The organism is Vibrio sp., from assembly GCF_038138445.1.
GTDB lineage: Bacteria > Pseudomonadota > Gammaproteobacteria > Enterobacterales > Vibrionaceae > Vibrio.
Genome location: NZ_JAYQDQ010000003.1, coordinates 1 through 15,813, shown reverse-complemented (window position 1 = coordinate 15,813; position 15,813 = coordinate 1). Strand labels below are relative to the sequence as shown.

Below are 15,813 nucleotides of genomic sequence, written 5' to 3'. Positions count from 1 at the left end.
AGAGGCTAATAATAGCCTCTTAAAGCTTAGATGAGATCTGGTTATGTTTAATAACATTCTTGTTGTGTGTGTGGGGAATATATGTCGCTCACCACTGGGTGAGGCAATGTTGCAAAGTCTATTGCCCCATAAGACAATTTCATCGGCAGGGTTGGCAGCCGAAAAAAGTCGTTTAGTGGGTAAGCCAGCTGATGAAAAAGCCATTTTTGTTGCAAATGAGCATGACATTGATTTATCAAATCATCGCTCACAACAAGTTAGTTCAGCATTATGTGCTGAATTTGATTTGATACTAGTAATGGAAAAAGGACACATTGAGGCGATAACAGCAATTGCACCAGAAGTTCGTGGTAAGACTATGCTATTTGGTCAGTGGATAGGTCAGAAAGATGTCCCAGATCCATACAAACAAAGTAAAGAAGCATTTGATTATGCTTACCAGCTTATTGAACAAGCTGCGCAAGCTTGGGCAAAAAAATTATAGTAACTCTCTTTAATTAGGTATTTAGGACTTTATAGATAATGACCACACAGCAGGCTAAGCAGCGTTTGAATGTTGCTTCTGATGAGATTGATTTAGGAAAGCTATTTGCCCTTCTTATTGATGGCAAGTGGATAATTCTTTTTACTACGGTAATTTTTGCGATTGCTGGCATCGCTTTTTCACTATTGTCTACACCTATTTATAAAGCAGATTCGCTGATTCAAATTGAAGAGAAAAGCTCGGGTGGCATGTCGGCTATTGTCGGTGATATGGGAAGTTTCTTGGCACAAGATTCCTCATCGTCGACTGAAATAGAGATCATTAAATCTCGAATGATACTGAGTGATACGGTAGATAAATTTAACTTAACCACTATTGTAGAACCTGATTATTTTCCAATTGTGGGCAAAGGGATATCCCGCCTTTTTGGCTCTCAGCCGAGAATTGATGTAAGTCACTTTAGTGTGCCAAGTAAAAACCAAGAACTTGCTTATCAAATCACAATCACCGACGCTGATAAGCAGGCATATCAACTGGTTGATCAAGATGAAAACGTGATTCTCTCCGGTAATGTTGGCAAGTTGGCAAAATCAGATGGATATAAGCTGTTCGTGTCTCAATTTGATGCCGACACTGGCACTCGTTTTCATATCAGCAAGCGTAGTTCGTTAGAAGCTATTCAATGGTTGAAGGACAACTTATCGATAAGTGAGCGAGGTAAGCAAACAGGTATTGTTGAACTGTCTTTTGTTGGTGAAGACAGAGTGAAGATCCAAGCAATATTGAACGATATTAGCCAAAACTACTTTTTACAAAATGTAAAACGTAATTCGGCAGAAGCTGAGAAAAGTTTAGCCTTTTTAAAAGGGCATCTACCATCTGTAAAAACAGAGCTAAATAGCGCGGAAAATCAGCTAAATACCTATCGCCAAGATAATGATTCTATAGATTTAAGCCTAGAGGCGAAATCTACGTTGGAAGTGATGGTAAAGCTTGAAGCCCAACTTAATGAGCTGACCTTTAAAGAAAGTGAAATTAGCCAGCGCTTTACAACGGATCACCCTGCGTACAAATCTCTGCTGGACAAGCGACAAGTCTTACTAGAAGAAAAAGAGCGCTTAAATAACCAAGTACAAAAGCTGCCAAAAACTCAACGTGAAATTCTTCGTATGACTCGCGACGTTGAGGTTAACCAGCAGATTTATATTCAGCTTTTGAATAAGGTTCAAGAGCTTAGCATTATTAAAGCAAGTACTGTGGGTAACGTTCGAATATTAGATACAGCGCAAACCTTTGACCGAGCTGTTAAGCCTAAAAAAGCGTTAATCGTAGTTATTATGACGCTGCTTGGTGGAATGTTAAGTGTGGCTTATGTATTACTAAAAGCGGCCTTTCATAAAGGTGTTGAGAGCCCGCAAGAGATTGAAGAGCTTGGGTTACCAGTCTATGCCAGTGTGCCAAAATCTATTTTGCAGTCTGAATTTATTTCCAAGCAAAAACGCAAGCTTAAAAATACTCAAACAAAAATGCTTTTGGCTGAGAGTAATCCTCTTGATTTATCAATAGAAGCATTAAGAGGCCTTCGTACTAGCTTACATTTTGCGATGCTTGAAGCGAAAAATAATGTTCTGATGATTTCTGGGCCTGCCCCAAATATTGGTAAAACTTTTGTGTCGATTAACTTTTCAGCGGTAGTCGCTAAATCTGGACAAAAAGTTTTACTTATTGATGCGGATATGCGTAAGGGGTACTTACATCAGCCATTTGGTCTGGAAAACCAAAAGGGATTATCAGATTACCTAATTGGTTCAGCCGACATTGATGTGGCAGTAAAAAGTACTGATGTTGAAAATATGCATATTATTACTCGAGGCAAAACGCCGCCTAATCCTTCGGAACTTCTTATGCATCAAAGGTTTACGGAATTAGTTGGCTGGGCATCTCAAAACTACGATTTAGTAATTATTGATACGCCACCTGTTCTTGCGGTTACCGATCCAAGCATTGTCGGTAGGCATGCAGGGACGACCCTGATGGTGACACGCTTTGGCGTGAATTCAGCTAAAGAGATTGATGCAGCGAGAAGTCGCTTCGAGCATTCGGGGATAGATGTGAAAGGCGTTATTTTCAATGCTGTTGAGAAGAAGGCATCTTCTGATTATGGCTATTACAGCTATGAGTATAAGAGTGAAGAAGCGTAGTATCTTTTATTTTAATTAAGATAATAGATTGATATTAAGTTAGACATAACACAGAGCAACAAGATTTTATCAAATATGCAATGAGTAAAAGTTAGCAAGGATATAAGCCTTTGGGGGCTGTAACCCAAGGGCGGTAGCGTGCCTTTTTATTGTGCAATATCTTTTTCACGGATAGTTATAAATATATTAAATATTATAGATGGTCCTTATTATGATAAAGAATATTCAGAACGATAATCAAAACAATCAATGGTTTCTGGTTAGGTGTAAAACCAAACAAGAGCAACGCGCTAGTCTCAATCTTGCTAATCAATCAATCGACTCATATTATCCACTTATTGATGTGGTTAAAGTGCGTAGGGGTAAGAAGCAAGTTGTTCGCGAAGCGCTTTTTCCAGGCTATATCTTTGTCTATTTAGATCCTTCATCTATTTTAGCTTCCAAAGTAAGAAATACATTAGGGGTCTACGACTATGTTAGATTTGCCGGAAAACCACAAGTTGTGCCGGATGTTTTAATAGCTGATTTAAAGGTAAGGGATAGTTTGGTGGTCGATAAATCAGTGCGGCTTGGTGAGAAAGTGATAGTTTTTGAAGGCAACTACATAAATATCAATGGGATTTTCATAGAACCTGACGGTGAAAGACGAAGTGTTTTGTTAATAGAGATGCTAAATCAACCTACTAAACTTATAGTCGATAATATAAACATGGTGCGTTTACAAGATTGATGTCTTACCTCTTTTTCGACTAGTTAAATTAATATCGGCATATTTTTTGATTAGTTATAATTAACTTAATTAAAGGGTTATATAAATATTAATCGTAGTACTTATGGAAGTTTTTAGAATGATATCCTTTTGAGTCGAAATTACTGATGATAAATTAATATGAAAAAGAAATTTGTAGCTTTAATTACCGCTAGAGGTGGCTCGAAAGGTCTGCCTAGAAAAAATGTTTTACCGGTATGTGGGACTCCCCTTATTGGATTGACAATTAACGCGGCAAAAGAGTGTGACCACATCGTCGGAGTTTATGTATCAACTGATAATGAAGAAATTGCAAAAGTAAGCATGGACTTCGGTGCGAAAATTATTAACAGGCCAAGCGAGTTGGCTAGCGATACTGCTAGTAGTATCGACGTTGTATGTCATGCAATCGAATGGTTAGAAGCACATTCTATGTTAACAGATGATCTTGTTTTGCTACAGCCTACTTCACCACTTAGAAATAGTAATCATTTAAACGAGGCTCTCACTCAATATAATAAGAGCGAAGCTTTTCTTGTCACAAGCGTTTTTGAGCCATCTCATACTCCCATAAAGTCATATATACAAAAGAGTAATGGTTCAATAGTTGGGCTATATAGTGAAGATGCCCCTTACATGCGAAGACAAGACCTACCCAAAGCGTTTTTACCTAACGGAGCTATATATGCATTTTCCGTTGAGGAATTCAAAAAAACAAACCATTTTCCAAACATTAATGTCTTTCCGTACGTTATGTCAGAAGCAGATTCTACTGATATAGATACTATTGAAGACCTTAAAATTGTTGAAAAAAGATTAAAGGAACTAGACAAATGACCAACCCTGTATTTGAAATCTCTGGCCGAAAAGTTGGCTTAGATTACGATCCTCTTGTCATTGCCGAAATTGGTATCAATCACGAAGGGTCTTTACAAGTCGCGTATGAAATGGTTGATGCTGCGATCGAAGGTGGAGCTGAGGTTATCAAACATCAGACACACGTTGTTGAAGATGAAATGAGTAGTGAAGCCAAAGAAGTAATTCCAGGTAACGCCGATGTTTCTATTTACGAAATTATGGAGCGTTGTGCATTAAGTGAAGCTGATGAAATTAAGCTAAAAAAGTACGTAGAGTCGAAAGGAGCAATATTTATAAGTACTCCATTTTCTCGAGCAGCGGCACTTCGTCTTGAACGGATGAATGTACCCGCTTATAAAATTGGTTCTGGTGAATGTAATAACTATCCTTTGCTAAGTTTAATTGCTGGTTTTGGGAAACCAGTAATCCTGAGTACAGGAATGAATGACATTCCATCAATTGAAAAAGCAGTAAATATTTTTCGTAAACATGGTACACCATTCTGTCTACTTCACACTACCAACTTATACCCAACACCAGATCACCTGATTCGCTTAGGTGCTATGGAGCAATTGCAACAAGCTTTTACAGATGCTGTTGTCGGTTTGTCTGACCATAGTATTGATAATACTGCATGCATGGGAGCCGTGGCCTTGGGCGCTTCTGTTCTTGAGCGTCATTTTACAGACAGTAAAGAACGCCCTGGTCCTGATATTGTATGTTCAATGGATTCAAAAGAGTGCGCTGAGCTCATCAAACAATCAAAGCGCTTAGCCCAAATGCGGGGTGGGGAAAAAGAAGCAGCAAAAGAGGAGCAAGTGACAATTGATTTTGCATATGCAAGCGTTGTTACAATTAAGGCAATCAATGCTGGAGAAAAATTAACACCGAACAACCTTTGGGTTAAGCGTCCGGGTACAGGCGATTTCTTGGCAGAAGATTATGAGAACTTACTAGGAAAAGTAGCAAAAACGGATATCCCAGCGGATATGCAACTTAAGAACGAGCATATTAAATAGCCATGAAAAAGATACTATTTGTAACGGGTACCCGTGCAGACTTTGGCAAACTTAAAAGTTTGATTTCCAAAGTTGACGTGCATAGTGATTTTGAAGCAGATATTTTTATTACTGGAATGCATATGATAGCAAGATATGGTATGACTGCTATTGAAGTTGAGAAGGCTGGATTCAAATCATTATATAAATACATTAACCAAAATGAACATGATTCTATGGATGTCATATTATCTAAGACAATTCAGGGTCTTTCTGATTACGTTAAAGAGACTAAACCTGATTTGTTGGTGATTCATGGTGATAGAGTTGAAGCTATGGCTGGTTCAATCGTAGGTGCTTTAAATAATATTCTCGTTGCCCACATAGAAGGAGGGGAAGTTTCGGGGACTATTGATGAACTAATTCGCCACTCCGTTTCTAAAATGTCACATATACATTTTGTTTCTAACGATTTGGCTAGGCAGCGTTTATTACAGCTAGGAGAAAATGATTCAAGTATATTTGTAATTGGCTCTCCAGATTTAGATATAATGACGTCCAATAGATTGCCTAATCTATGCGAAGTTAAGAAAAGATACCAAATTCCTTTTGAAGATTATGCTGTATTTATGTATCACCCTGTTACTACCGAACTGGATGAGTTATCGAGTAATATTTCAAATTCAGTTGATGCATTGATTGCTAGTGAAGAAAACTATATCGTTATATATCCTAATAATGATCATGGTTCTGAAGTGATTATTAAAGAACTTATGCGACTTAAGAATAATCATAGGTTTAAAGTGTTCCCAAGTGTTAGATTTGAATGTTTCCTCACCCTTCTAAAGAATGCGAAGTTTATGATAGGTAATTCTAGTGCCGGAGTACGAGAAATGCCTTTTTATGGTAAAGTGTCAATAAATTTGGGTAGTAGGCAAGCTGGAAGAGCAAAAGCGGCGTCAATTCTTAATGCAGAAGAGGATGAATTGTCTATCTTGGATAAGATATCTCGTGTTAAGTTACAAGAATTTGAAGCTGAAAAAGAATTCGGTGATGGCAATAGCGATAATTTGTTTTTAGAAATAATTAATACTTCAAGCTTTTGGGAAACTCCTAGACAGAAAGTATTTGTGGATATGCAATGACAAGTTTTAAGAAAAAAAATATATTATTTGTAGTCGCAGACATCACATATGTTGGAGGTATAGAGCGGGTAGTCACGACTTTAGCGAATGCATTTAATAAAGACTTATTTAGTATAACAATATTAAGCATTTATAATAGCAATAAATTTTGTAATTACAATGTTGATAGTGATGTAAGAATAGATTTCTTAACTCAAGGTAATTATAGCGGAACTCCCGGCTCTTTCACTAGGATGTGTGGACTTGTAAATAAGATTTTTTTGATAAATCGTTACTTTAAAAATAAAGAATTCGATAAAATAGTTAGTAACTCTTTTCCTATAACAACTTGCATTGCTCTTGCCACTGGAGAAAAAAAAATCATATCTTATGAACATGTTCATTATGATTACTATAGCCCAGTTATTAGATTTATAAGGAAGATAGTATACAAGAAGGTTGAATCAATAGTTTGTTTGACTGATTCTGACAGAGATAAGTATAGTAATTGGCATGAAAAAGTTAATAAAATTTACAATCCTTCTTGGCTAGTAACTAAAGAAGAATCAAAGAGAAGTTATAATAGAGCTATAGCTGTCGGTCGGTTGGAATACCAGAAAGGGTTTGATATATTAATTAAACTTTTTAAAGAGTTAGATAATAAAGAAATCACTCTTGATATATATGGTGTGGGTGGTCAGAAAGAATATCTCGAAGGAATAATTCTAGAAAACAATATAAAAAATGTGTTTTTGAGAGGTAAAACGCATGATATCAAATCAGAATACCTTAAATCAGATTTTTTAGTAATGTCGTCACGATATGAAGGGTTTGGTATGGTACTTGTAGAAGCTATGGAGTGCGGGCTGCCATGTATAGCATTTAACTGTCCTACAGGTCCTTCAGATATTATCGTTCATAACGTTAACGGTTTTTTAGTAGACCAAGGTGATGAAAAGTCATTTTTGGAAGGTATTAGTGTCCTATCTTTAGATTATCAACATCGAGCTAAACTAGGGAGCAATGCTAAAATATCTGTAGAGAAATTTAAAGTTGCTCATATTATAGAAAAATGGGAAAAGTTGCTGAGTTAAGAATATGAATGATGTATTTGTCTGTAAAACCACATGGGAGTTATTTGTAACTCTTGTAATGGCATTTAAAAAACACAAAGAAACAAATGAAAAAACAGTCATAATACTTGAGTGGGCTGAAGAGAATAAAGATTATATTCCAAAATTAAGAAAACTGAAATGTATACAAGAAGTAGAAGTAATAAAATTAAATCAAAGTAAAATTGCAAAAGGCTTGTTGTTTCACTATCGTTGTCATTTCTCTTTGAAAAGAAAATTATCTAAGTATATATCTCAAGAATACGACATTAATGTATTCGTAGATCAAAGTGTAATTAGTCAGACATTTATTAAGTCTGGGAAAACATTAAAACTCTTTGAGCATGGTAATGGTAATTATTTAGTGGGAGCATACCCTAATTATAAGTTTATTAAGCGGGTTCTCGGTGTTACAGAAGGTTATGGGAGAGATGAATCTATAACAAAAATCTTCCTACAGTATCCAGAAAAAGCTCCAGAAGACATATATTTTAAAGTTGTAAGTCTTAATATTAAAAATGACTTCGAGAGCATTGAGGAGCTACAAAAAAAGGAAATATTTGGTGTTTTTGATGTCGAGGGTCATAATCTAAAAGAGGGTGTATTGCTTCTTACTCAACCTCTATCTGAAGATGGTATAATCTCTGAATCAGAGAAGCTATCCCTATATCAGGAATTTATTGATAAATATAGTGATATAATAATTAAACCACACCCAAGAGATACAACAGATTATAATAAGTATCTTAGTGGTGATTTTTCTATTATTAGCAAGTCATTTCCGATTGAAATTTTGAACTTCACAGATGCTAGGTTTGATACCCTATGTACAGTGTGTTCCGGCTCTGTATATAATTTTTCCTATCCAGTTAATGTTGATATATATGGTACTATGCATTCAAAAAATATGATTCGAGTATTGGGAGAAATAGAAAAAAGATTTGTTAGCAAAAATAAATATAGTGAACTTGAGTATGTATAATGACTATATATTCTATATATTATTTCTTCCTTTTGCTGTGTGTTATTTTATCGATGAAAGATAAGATAATAGACTATTATCTGTATTTTTTTGTCTTATGTATTAGTGTATTATTTATCGGTTTGAGATATGAAGTTGGAGCTGACTATACCGAATATAGTTCTTTGTTTTATTCAGCAGACAGCACTAGATTTGAACCATTATCCAACATTATCTTCGAACTTTTTAGATACTTTGGTTTTACATATAACTCTTTGTCTCTATTTTTATTCGTTATTACAGTATTCTTATTCACCCTTTCTATAAAGGGATTACAATATAAGACTTTACTTCTAGTAAGTTTTATCTTTTTTCTTTTTGTTCCACTGACCTCGACGATAAGACAAGGATTATCTCTACCTTTTTTTATTCTTGCTATTATTAACCATGACTCAATTAAGAAGTATATCTTATTTTCTCTATTGGGTTCTTTATTTCATGCGTCTGCACTGATTTTATTACCCTTGTATTTTGTAAAAAAAATCAGAATGACCAAGGCTTTATTTTTAATTTTACTATGCTTTTCTTTGATATTAGGTTACTTAAACCCTATCGGTATTATTATTGATCTGGCCAAATCATTGGCTTCAGACTTTTTGTATTTTAATAAGTTACTAACATATAGCACTAAGTATGATGAGCCTATGTCAATATCAGCGCAAGTGTATCGACTAGGATTTATAGTGATTTTGTTGATAATATGGGATGAATTAGACAGTAGTGTTTCTGCTTGTTTTGCGAAAAATATATATTTAGTAATGTTTATGCTGACATTGATATTTAAAGACAATGGTGTGTTAATAAATAGATTAACATTTTCTACCAATATTACAGTGATATATATACTGTCGTGCTACCTTACAATAGAAGCAAGTATAAAGAAAAAGGCTTTAATTGCTACATCTCTAGTTTTATATTTTAGCTTTAATTATTATAAATTCGTTTACACAGACCTAAGACACTCAGTAGAAAAGGCATATATTCCCTATAAAAATGGATTATTTTTAGATGAAAATAAATAGTAAGCTTCTTTATTTATTATCTGATATATTTAATAAATCACTTCCATTTATATCCGTATTTTATATAACGAATCATATACCCCCTTCAGAATATGGTGTTCTAGAGTTGGTGGTATCCTTCTATATATTATATGGTTTTATGATCACATTAGGTTTTGATGGATGGATGCTATCAAAGTACTACAAGCTAGAAGAATCTGAATTTCTGACTAGCGTTTCAGTGATGCTATGGTCAATTTCAATTACTTCAGTAATATTAATAAGCATAAGCCTTTTTGTATCAATATATACTACAGTAATTTTTTTAATTGGTTTTTCTTGCGCTATATTAAATATATATACGACTTTATTAAGACTCAAAGGTGAATATGGATACGCGGGTGGATATTTACTACTTAATAGTTCAATTAGCTTTATTTTTTTAATTGTTTTTTTCGAGTTTTTTGATGCAAGTTTGTTTACTAGATTACTAGGGCTTTCGATAACAGCTTTTATTACCTTGTCCATTATACTCCGAAAATTCTACATTAAGTACTATATTTCTATCGGTATTAATGACATACGAATTATCAGGTCAATCGCTATTTTTGGTTTGCCTTTGAGCCTTTCAATCGTAAGCAGTTGGTTAAAAGGTAATATTGATAAGTTATATATAAACCAACTTATATCTACGACAGATTTGGGTATTTATTCTTTGGCTTTGCAAATCTCCTCTGTAATAAATGTTATTTGTATTAGTTTGAATAAAATATTACAGACCGCATTTATTAAAAAAATAAGCGATTGCTGTTCAATAGGTAAAGATATTTTTATTGTTTCTTTGGCATTGGCATTTATTTCAGTTTTATATTTTATCTTTACAAAATTTATAATTTTCAATTTTGTTGATATTGCCTATTCTGAAGCTATTCTTCTTCTTCCGTATTTATTGCTATCATTTTGGTTTGGTTCCATAGTAATGCTTATAAATAATATTTTTATTTATTATGAGAACACTAAGTTTATATTCTATCAAGTTGTTACCATCGCAACAGTGCATACAGGACTAAGCTTTTTTCTTATTCAAATTCATATGATGAAAGGAGCTGTTTATTCCAGCGTTATATCTAGTTTTATTGGTCTACTTTTGACATTGTATTTTTTATTTATAACCCGTCAATCCAATAATATCTAGATTGGTTGATATAGTAGTAAATTAATGATTTAAGATAATATTTATATATTTATATATTTATATATTTATATATTTATATATTTATAAAAGTTCAGAGTGTAACTTTTTAATATTAAAAACACTAATTTCATTTATTAATAAACTATTTTTTTGTAATAAATTCCCATTTCTTAATTACTTGGTATTAAAATGTTTTCCAACAATAAAGTTTCGATAATAATGCCCGCTCACAACTCAAGTAGGTATATTTCGAAAAGTATAGAGTCTGTATTATCTCAAACTTACATTAACTTTGAGTTGATTGTGATTAATGACAGATCAATAGATAACACAGAAGAAATAATCAAAAAATACGCAATGTTAGATGATAGAGTAATATTTATAAATAATGAATCTTCATCCGGTGGTGCATATTATGCGAGAAATATAGGTATAAAAAATGCTACTGGTCGGTATATATCATTTTTGGATAGTGATGATTTTTGGTCGCCAATTAAAATTGCTAGCCAGGTAGATGCTATGGAATCAAGTGGTTTTTACGCCTCTCATAGTGGATACGTTAGAGTTGACGAAGTCGGTGGTTATCTTAATACTGTTAATGCTATGGGTGTCGTTACATACAAAGATCAGTTGAGGTCAAATAGAATTGCTAACCTAACTGGAATCTATGATCGTAATTATGTTGATACCATAATGCAAAATAATATAGGTCATGAAGACTATGATATGTGGTTAAGAGTACTAAAGCATACACCTTCAGTAGGAGTTGATAGACCTCTAGCTTATTATAGGGTGGTGTCAAAATCATTATCTTCTAATAAATTGAGGTCCGCAATTTGGCATTATAAAATATTGAAGAAACAGCTAAGCTTAAATTGTTTTCAAAGGTATTACTGTTTTTATTCATATATATATAACGCCTTTTTAAAAAGGATTTAGTATGTTTATAATGCATTTCATGCTTTTTAAACGCGAAACCTTCATATGAAAATTACCAATTTATTTCCCCTGAATTACCTACTTAAAATTAATCTGTTATGAGTATTTATTATAAATTGTCCGGAAGTATATTCTATGTGAATATTATTAATGGTGATGTGATAATATATTGCATCTGAAATTCATTTTATTTTTTATTATATTCAAAGTATGAAAAACTCAGTATTAAAAAATCAAGTTACTGGCTCAGAAGTATTTGAAGCAGTATTTGACACCAATCCAAATGATCAGGTTTTACAACAAACACCGCAAAACAGCAAAGCTCTCATTCATATATATGCACCAGAGAAATATTTAGAAAAATTGAAATTTGTATTGTCAAAACACGACATTAAATACGATGTAAACAATTATTCTATTCAAGATTTTAAACGTAAGACTTTATGTCACTTTGAAAGTGCCAGCTTGTCAGAGGAGCATCGCAATTTTCTCATTGAAGCAACAGAACTTGGCGCGTGGGTCGAGCCTTTGGTGAGCTATTTTGATAGAACACTTGGGTATACAGAAACAGAGCTGCTTCACAGTGGATACTTTCTACATCAAAAAGCCTTTTCAATTCTTTCAAATAAAAGAAATGTAAGTGAAAAGCGACTGATAGATCTGATGTTCGTTTTTATGCTTGGAATAATAGCGATCCCCATAGGCCTTATAACTGCTGCCTTAATTAAGCTTGAGTCGCCAGGACCTATTTTCTTTAAACAAAGAAGAACTGGTCAGTATAACCAAGAGTTTGAGGTAATAAAATTCCGTTCAATGCGGAATGATGCAGAGAAAAATGGAGCTCAGTGGGCAACCAAAAACGATGCACGAGTGACCAAGGTTGGGAACTTTATCCGAAAAACACGAATCGATGAGCTACCTCAGTTAATTAACGTTTACAAGGGTGAAATGTCGATGGTAGGCCCTCGACCTGAGCGAGAAGTGTTTATCGAAGATTTGGAAAAAGAAATACCATACTATCGTTTCCGTCACGCTGTAAAACCAGGCGTCACTGGTTTAGCACAAGTAAAATATCCATACGGCGCATCAGTTGACGATGCAATTTGGAAGCATAAATTTGATATTTACTATATCAAACATCAGAATTGGCGCATGGAGTTGAAAATTTTATTTTTAACCGTAAAAACTGTAATTTTTGGGATGGGCCGTTAGTGAAACTGTGTTGTTCCGCTTTAATGTGCGTGAGTAAAGAACACAAGATGGGAGTTTTCGAACAGAGATTTCTGACAATACAACTCCTATGTCAATCCCTGGGCTCCCATTTCTTTTTGCGTATCCCTGGCAGTTTTATAGTTTAAGCAGCGGTAACATCGGTTCTCAAAGCTCTCTTACTCAAACTCAGAGTAAAACATGTGTAGTTCGCACAACCCCAGCAAACCGTCTATATTTTAATTGATAGATTTGTTACTTTGTTTTGGGGGCTTTATGAACTCACCGTTAATCAATCAAACTCTTCCTTCGTTTGATGAGCTAATCGACCTTGCAGAAAACAACCCTGAAGGTTTTGCTCAATTTAAGCATAACATGTGTAAAGAGATGATTATGTCCGCGTCTGAAGAGATGCAAGGTAGACTCTGGGCTCAGCAAAGTCATATAGATAGAGTGGTTGATAACTGCAAAAATCCTAATCATGCTAACGTCGTTCTCATGCGTGAGCTTGTTTCTCAAATGGTTAAATTTCAAGATGTACTCGAAGGTGATTCGGCCGAGACCGAAGAATGCGGTAGTGCACAAATCATCCCTCTTGCTGACTGGCGCTAACACATTGAGTTAGCGCTAGGCTTTCCGAAGCCGAATTTCCAAGTTCTTCTCTGAACTCGATCACAAAAATCTTTTATGTCCCCCTTGGGTTTCAGTAAATCGCCCCTCATATAGATAGCACAAGACTTTAACGCCTTGTGCTATTGCGCTAGGTACTTATCCAACAACATGGAAATTTTCAGGAGAGACGACCGATGAACATTCGTCCATTACACGACCGAGTTATCGTAGAACGCCAAGAAGTTGAGTCAAAATCAGCGGGTGGTATTGTTTTGACTGGTTCTGCTGCCGAGAAGTCAACTCGCGGTGTAGTTTTGGCTATTGGTAAAGGCCGCATTCTAGAGAATGGCACTGTGATGCCTCTAGATGTCAATGTTGGCGACACAGTGATTTTTGCTGAAGGCTACGGTACGAAAACTGAAAAAATCGACGGTAAAGAAGTTCTAGTGATGTCTGAAAGTGACATCATGGCTATCGTTGAGCAATAAGCTAGCAATCATTGAGTAATTTTTTGCTCAGATTCATTTGTTAATTAAGTAAAACTAAAGAATTTTAGAAAAGGAAACTAAAGATGGCTGCTAAAGACGTTAAATTTGGTAATGACGCACGTATTAAAATGCTAGAAGGTGTAAATGTTCTAGCAGATGCAGTAAAAGTAACGCTAGGTCCTAAAGGCCGTAACGTTGTTCTCGACAAATCTTTTGGTGCACCAACTATTACTAAAGATGGTGTATCTGTTGCGCGTGAAATTGAACTAGAAGATAAGTTCCAAAACATGGGCGCACAAATGGTTAAAGAAGTCGCCTCTCAAGCAAACGACGCTGCGGGTGACGGTACAACAACTGCGACAGTTCTTGCACAGTCTATCGTTAACGAAGGCCTTAAAGCGGTTGCTGCGGGTATGAACCCAATGGATCTTAAGCGCGGTATCGATAAAGCTGTTGCAGCAGCAGTGAAAGAGCTAGGTGAGCTTTCTGTTGATTGTAAAGGTAGCAAAGAAATCGAGCAAGTTGGTACTATCTCTGCAAACTCTGACTCTAGCGTAGGTAAGATTATTGCTGAAGCAATGGAGCGTGTAGGCCTAGACGGTGTTATTACTGTTGAAGAAGGTCAAGCACTTCAAGATGAGCTGGATGTGGTAGAAGGTATGCAGTTTGACCGTGGTTACCTATCTCCATACTTCATTAACAACCAAGAATCTGGTTCTGTTGAGCTTGATAATCCATTTATCCTACTGATTGACAAGAAAGTATCTAACATTCGTGAGTTGCTTCCAACTCTTGAAGCAGTAGCAAAAGCTTCTCGTCCTCTGCTTATCATTGCTGAAGATGTTGAAGGTGAAGCGCTAGCGACACTAGTGGTTAACAACATGCGTGGTATCGTTAAAGTCGCCGCTGTTAAAGCTCCTGGCTTTGGTGACCGTCGTAAAGCTATGCTTCAAGACATCGCTATCCTAACAGGTGGTACCGTAATTTCTGAAGAAGTAGGTCTTGAACTAGAGAAAGTAGTTCTAGAAGATCTTGGTCAAGCGAAGCGCGTTGCTATCACTAAAGAAAACACCACTATTATCGATGGTCTAGGCGAAGAGTCTATGATTCAAGGCCGTGTTGCTCAAATTCGCCAGCAGGTCGAAGAAGCAACTTCTGACTACGATAAAGAGAAGCTTCAAGAGCGTGTTGCCAAGCTAGCAGGCGGCGTTGCGGTTATTAAAGTTGGCGCAGCAACTGAAGTTGAGATGAAAGAGAAGAAAGACCGTGTTGAAGACGCGCTTCACGCAACTCGCGCCGCAGTTGAAGAAGGCGTTGTTGCAGGTGGTGGTGTGGCTCTTATCCGCGCGGCTTCTAAGATTGTTGATCTTCAAGGTGACAATGAAGAGCAAAATGTTGGTATTCGCGTAGCACTGCGTGCTATGGAAGCGCCAATTCGTCAGATCACACAAAACGCGGGTGACGAAGAGTCTGTAGTTGCTAACAACGTTAAAGGTGGTGAAGGTAGCTACGGTTACAACGCTGCAACTGGCGAATACGGTGACATGCTAGAAATGGGTATCCTAGATCCAACTAAAGTGACTCGTTCTGCACTTCAATTTGCTGCATCAGTTGCAGGTCTAATGATCACAACTGAAGCTATGGTTACTGACCAGCCACAAAAAGATGCGCCAGCAATGCCTGATATGGGCGGTATGGGTGGCATGGGTGGTATGGGCGGCATGATGTAATCCATACAGCTTAGCTGAACAAGAAACGGAGACCTAGGTCTCTAATGCCGATCAGTTAAACATTAATCGGCAGATCAATTGAATGATCCCATC

The 15,813-nt window shown here is 35.8% G+C and carries 15 protein-coding genes; all 15 read left to right on the top strand.

Annotated elements, in window-relative coordinates; all coding sequences use genetic code 11:
* Positions 1–43 precede the first annotated feature (43 nt).
* Positions 44–484, top strand: a complete 441-nt coding sequence (locus tag AAFM34_RS01645) for a low molecular weight protein-tyrosine-phosphatase (protein ID WP_341659305.1) — start codon at positions 44–46, stop codon at positions 482–484.
* A 38-nt stretch (positions 485–522) separates the two neighbouring features.
* Complete coding sequence (locus AAFM34_RS01640) at positions 523–2,685, top strand: polysaccharide biosynthesis tyrosine autokinase (protein WP_341659303.1); 2,163 nt, start codon at positions 523–525, stop codon at positions 2,683–2,685.
* A 211-nt stretch (positions 2,686–2,896) separates the two neighbouring features.
* The gene (rfaH, locus tag AAFM34_RS01635) at positions 2,897–3,415 is read left to right on the top strand and encodes a transcription/translation regulatory transformer protein RfaH (RefSeq protein ID WP_341659301.1); all 519 of its coding nucleotides are present in this window, start codon (positions 2,897–2,899) and stop codon (positions 3,413–3,415) included.
* A gap of 159 nt (positions 3,416–3,574) precedes the next feature.
* Positions 3,575–4,270, top strand: coding sequence for an acylneuraminate cytidylyltransferase family protein (locus tag AAFM34_RS01630; protein WP_341659299.1), 696 nt, complete (start codon positions 3,575–3,577; stop codon positions 4,268–4,270).
* Complete coding sequence (locus AAFM34_RS01625; protein ID WP_341659297.1) at positions 4,267–5,310, top strand: N-acetylneuraminate synthase family protein; 1,044 nt, start codon at positions 4,267–4,269, stop codon at positions 5,308–5,310. The genes AAFM34_RS01630 and AAFM34_RS01625 overlap by 4 nt, the downstream gene beginning before the upstream one ends.
* A 2-nt stretch (positions 5,311–5,312) precedes the next feature.
* Positions 5,313–6,434 (top strand): UDP-N-acetylglucosamine 2-epimerase, encoded by a 1,122-nt coding sequence (gene neuC, locus AAFM34_RS01620; protein WP_341659295.1) that lies wholly within the window; start codon positions 5,313–5,315, stop codon positions 6,432–6,434.
* On the top strand, positions 6,431–7,507 hold the full coding sequence (locus AAFM34_RS01615) for a glycosyltransferase family 4 protein (RefSeq protein WP_341659293.1): 1,077 nt from the start codon (positions 6,431–6,433) through the stop codon (positions 7,505–7,507). Before neuC ends, AAFM34_RS01615 begins: the two co-directional genes overlap by 4 nt.
* A gap of 4 nt (positions 7,508–7,511) precedes the next feature.
* Positions 7,512–8,507: a glycosyltransferase family 52 gene (locus tag AAFM34_RS01610; RefSeq protein ID WP_341659291.1), complete on the top strand. Its 996-nt coding sequence runs from the start codon at positions 7,512–7,514 to the stop codon at positions 8,505–8,507.
* Positions 8,508–8,560: 53 nt separating this feature from the next.
* A complete protein-coding gene (locus AAFM34_RS01605) occupies positions 8,561–9,568 on the top strand; it encodes an EpsG family protein (RefSeq protein ID WP_341659289.1) in 1,008 nt (335 codons plus the stop codon).
* Positions 9,555–10,742 (top strand): oligosaccharide flippase family protein, encoded by a 1,188-nt coding sequence (locus AAFM34_RS01600; RefSeq protein ID WP_341659287.1) that lies wholly within the window; start codon positions 9,555–9,557, stop codon positions 10,740–10,742. The genes AAFM34_RS01605 and AAFM34_RS01600 overlap by 14 nt, the downstream gene beginning before the upstream one ends.
* Positions 10,743–10,931: 189 nt before the next feature.
* On the top strand, positions 10,932–11,681 hold the full coding sequence (locus AAFM34_RS01595; RefSeq protein WP_341659285.1) for a glycosyltransferase family 2 protein: 750 nt from the start codon (positions 10,932–10,934) through the stop codon (positions 11,679–11,681).
* A 210-nt stretch (positions 11,682–11,891) separates the two neighbouring features.
* On the top strand, positions 11,892–12,893 hold the full coding sequence (locus tag AAFM34_RS01590; protein ID WP_341659283.1) for a sugar transferase: 1,002 nt from the start codon (positions 11,892–11,894) through the stop codon (positions 12,891–12,893).
* A gap of 273 nt (positions 12,894–13,166) precedes the next feature.
* The gene (locus AAFM34_RS01585) at positions 13,167–13,502 is read left to right on the top strand and encodes a DUF3135 domain-containing protein (protein WP_341659281.1); all 336 of its coding nucleotides are present in this window, start codon (positions 13,167–13,169) and stop codon (positions 13,500–13,502) included.
* 194 nt (positions 13,503–13,696) lie between these two features.
* Positions 13,697–13,990: a co-chaperone GroES gene (locus AAFM34_RS01580; RefSeq protein WP_114785960.1), complete on the top strand. Its 294-nt coding sequence runs from the start codon at positions 13,697–13,699 to the stop codon at positions 13,988–13,990.
* Between the two features lie 83 nt (positions 13,991–14,073).
* A complete protein-coding gene (gene groL / locus AAFM34_RS01575) occupies positions 14,074–15,720 on the top strand; it encodes a chaperonin GroEL (protein WP_160931567.1) in 1,647 nt (548 codons plus the stop codon).
* Positions 15,721–15,813 lie beyond the last annotated feature (93 nt).

Bases quoted from the DNA above. Each gene is read 5' to 3' on its own strand.
- AAFM34_RS01645 (WP_341659305.1), top strand. From the start codon at position 44: ATGTTTAATAACATTCTTGTTGTGTGTGTGGGGAATATATGTCGCTCA.
- AAFM34_RS01640 (WP_341659303.1), top strand. From the start codon at position 523: ATGACCACACAGCAGGCTAAGCAGCGTTTGAATGTTGCTTCTGATGAG.
- rfaH (WP_341659301.1), top strand. From the start codon at position 2,897: ATGATAAAGAATATTCAGAACGATAATCAAAACAATCAATGGTTTCTG.
- AAFM34_RS01630 (WP_341659299.1), top strand. From the start codon at position 3,575: ATGAAAAAGAAATTTGTAGCTTTAATTACCGCTAGAGGTGGCTCGAAA.
- AAFM34_RS01625 (WP_341659297.1), top strand. From the start codon at position 4,267: ATGACCAACCCTGTATTTGAAATCTCTGGCCGAAAAGTTGGCTTAGAT.
- neuC (WP_341659295.1), top strand. From the start codon at position 5,313: ATGAAAAAGATACTATTTGTAACGGGTACCCGTGCAGACTTTGGCAAA.
- AAFM34_RS01615 (WP_341659293.1), top strand. From the start codon at position 6,431: ATGACAAGTTTTAAGAAAAAAAATATATTATTTGTAGTCGCAGACATC.
- AAFM34_RS01610 (WP_341659291.1), top strand. From the start codon at position 7,512: ATGAATGATGTATTTGTCTGTAAAACCACATGGGAGTTATTTGTAACT.
- AAFM34_RS01605 (WP_341659289.1), top strand. From the start codon at position 8,561: ATGAAAGATAAGATAATAGACTATTATCTGTATTTTTTTGTCTTATGT.
- AAFM34_RS01600 (WP_341659287.1), top strand. From the start codon at position 9,555: ATGAAAATAAATAGTAAGCTTCTTTATTTATTATCTGATATATTTAAT.
- AAFM34_RS01595 (WP_341659285.1), top strand. From the start codon at position 10,932: ATGTTTTCCAACAATAAAGTTTCGATAATAATGCCCGCTCACAACTCA.
- AAFM34_RS01590 (WP_341659283.1), top strand. From the start codon at position 11,892: ATGAAAAACTCAGTATTAAAAAATCAAGTTACTGGCTCAGAAGTATTT.
- AAFM34_RS01585 (WP_341659281.1), top strand. From the start codon at position 13,167: ATGAACTCACCGTTAATCAATCAAACTCTTCCTTCGTTTGATGAGCTA.
- AAFM34_RS01580 (WP_114785960.1), top strand. From the start codon at position 13,697: ATGAACATTCGTCCATTACACGACCGAGTTATCGTAGAACGCCAAGAA.
- groL (WP_160931567.1), top strand. From the start codon at position 14,074: ATGGCTGCTAAAGACGTTAAATTTGGTAATGACGCACGTATTAAAATG.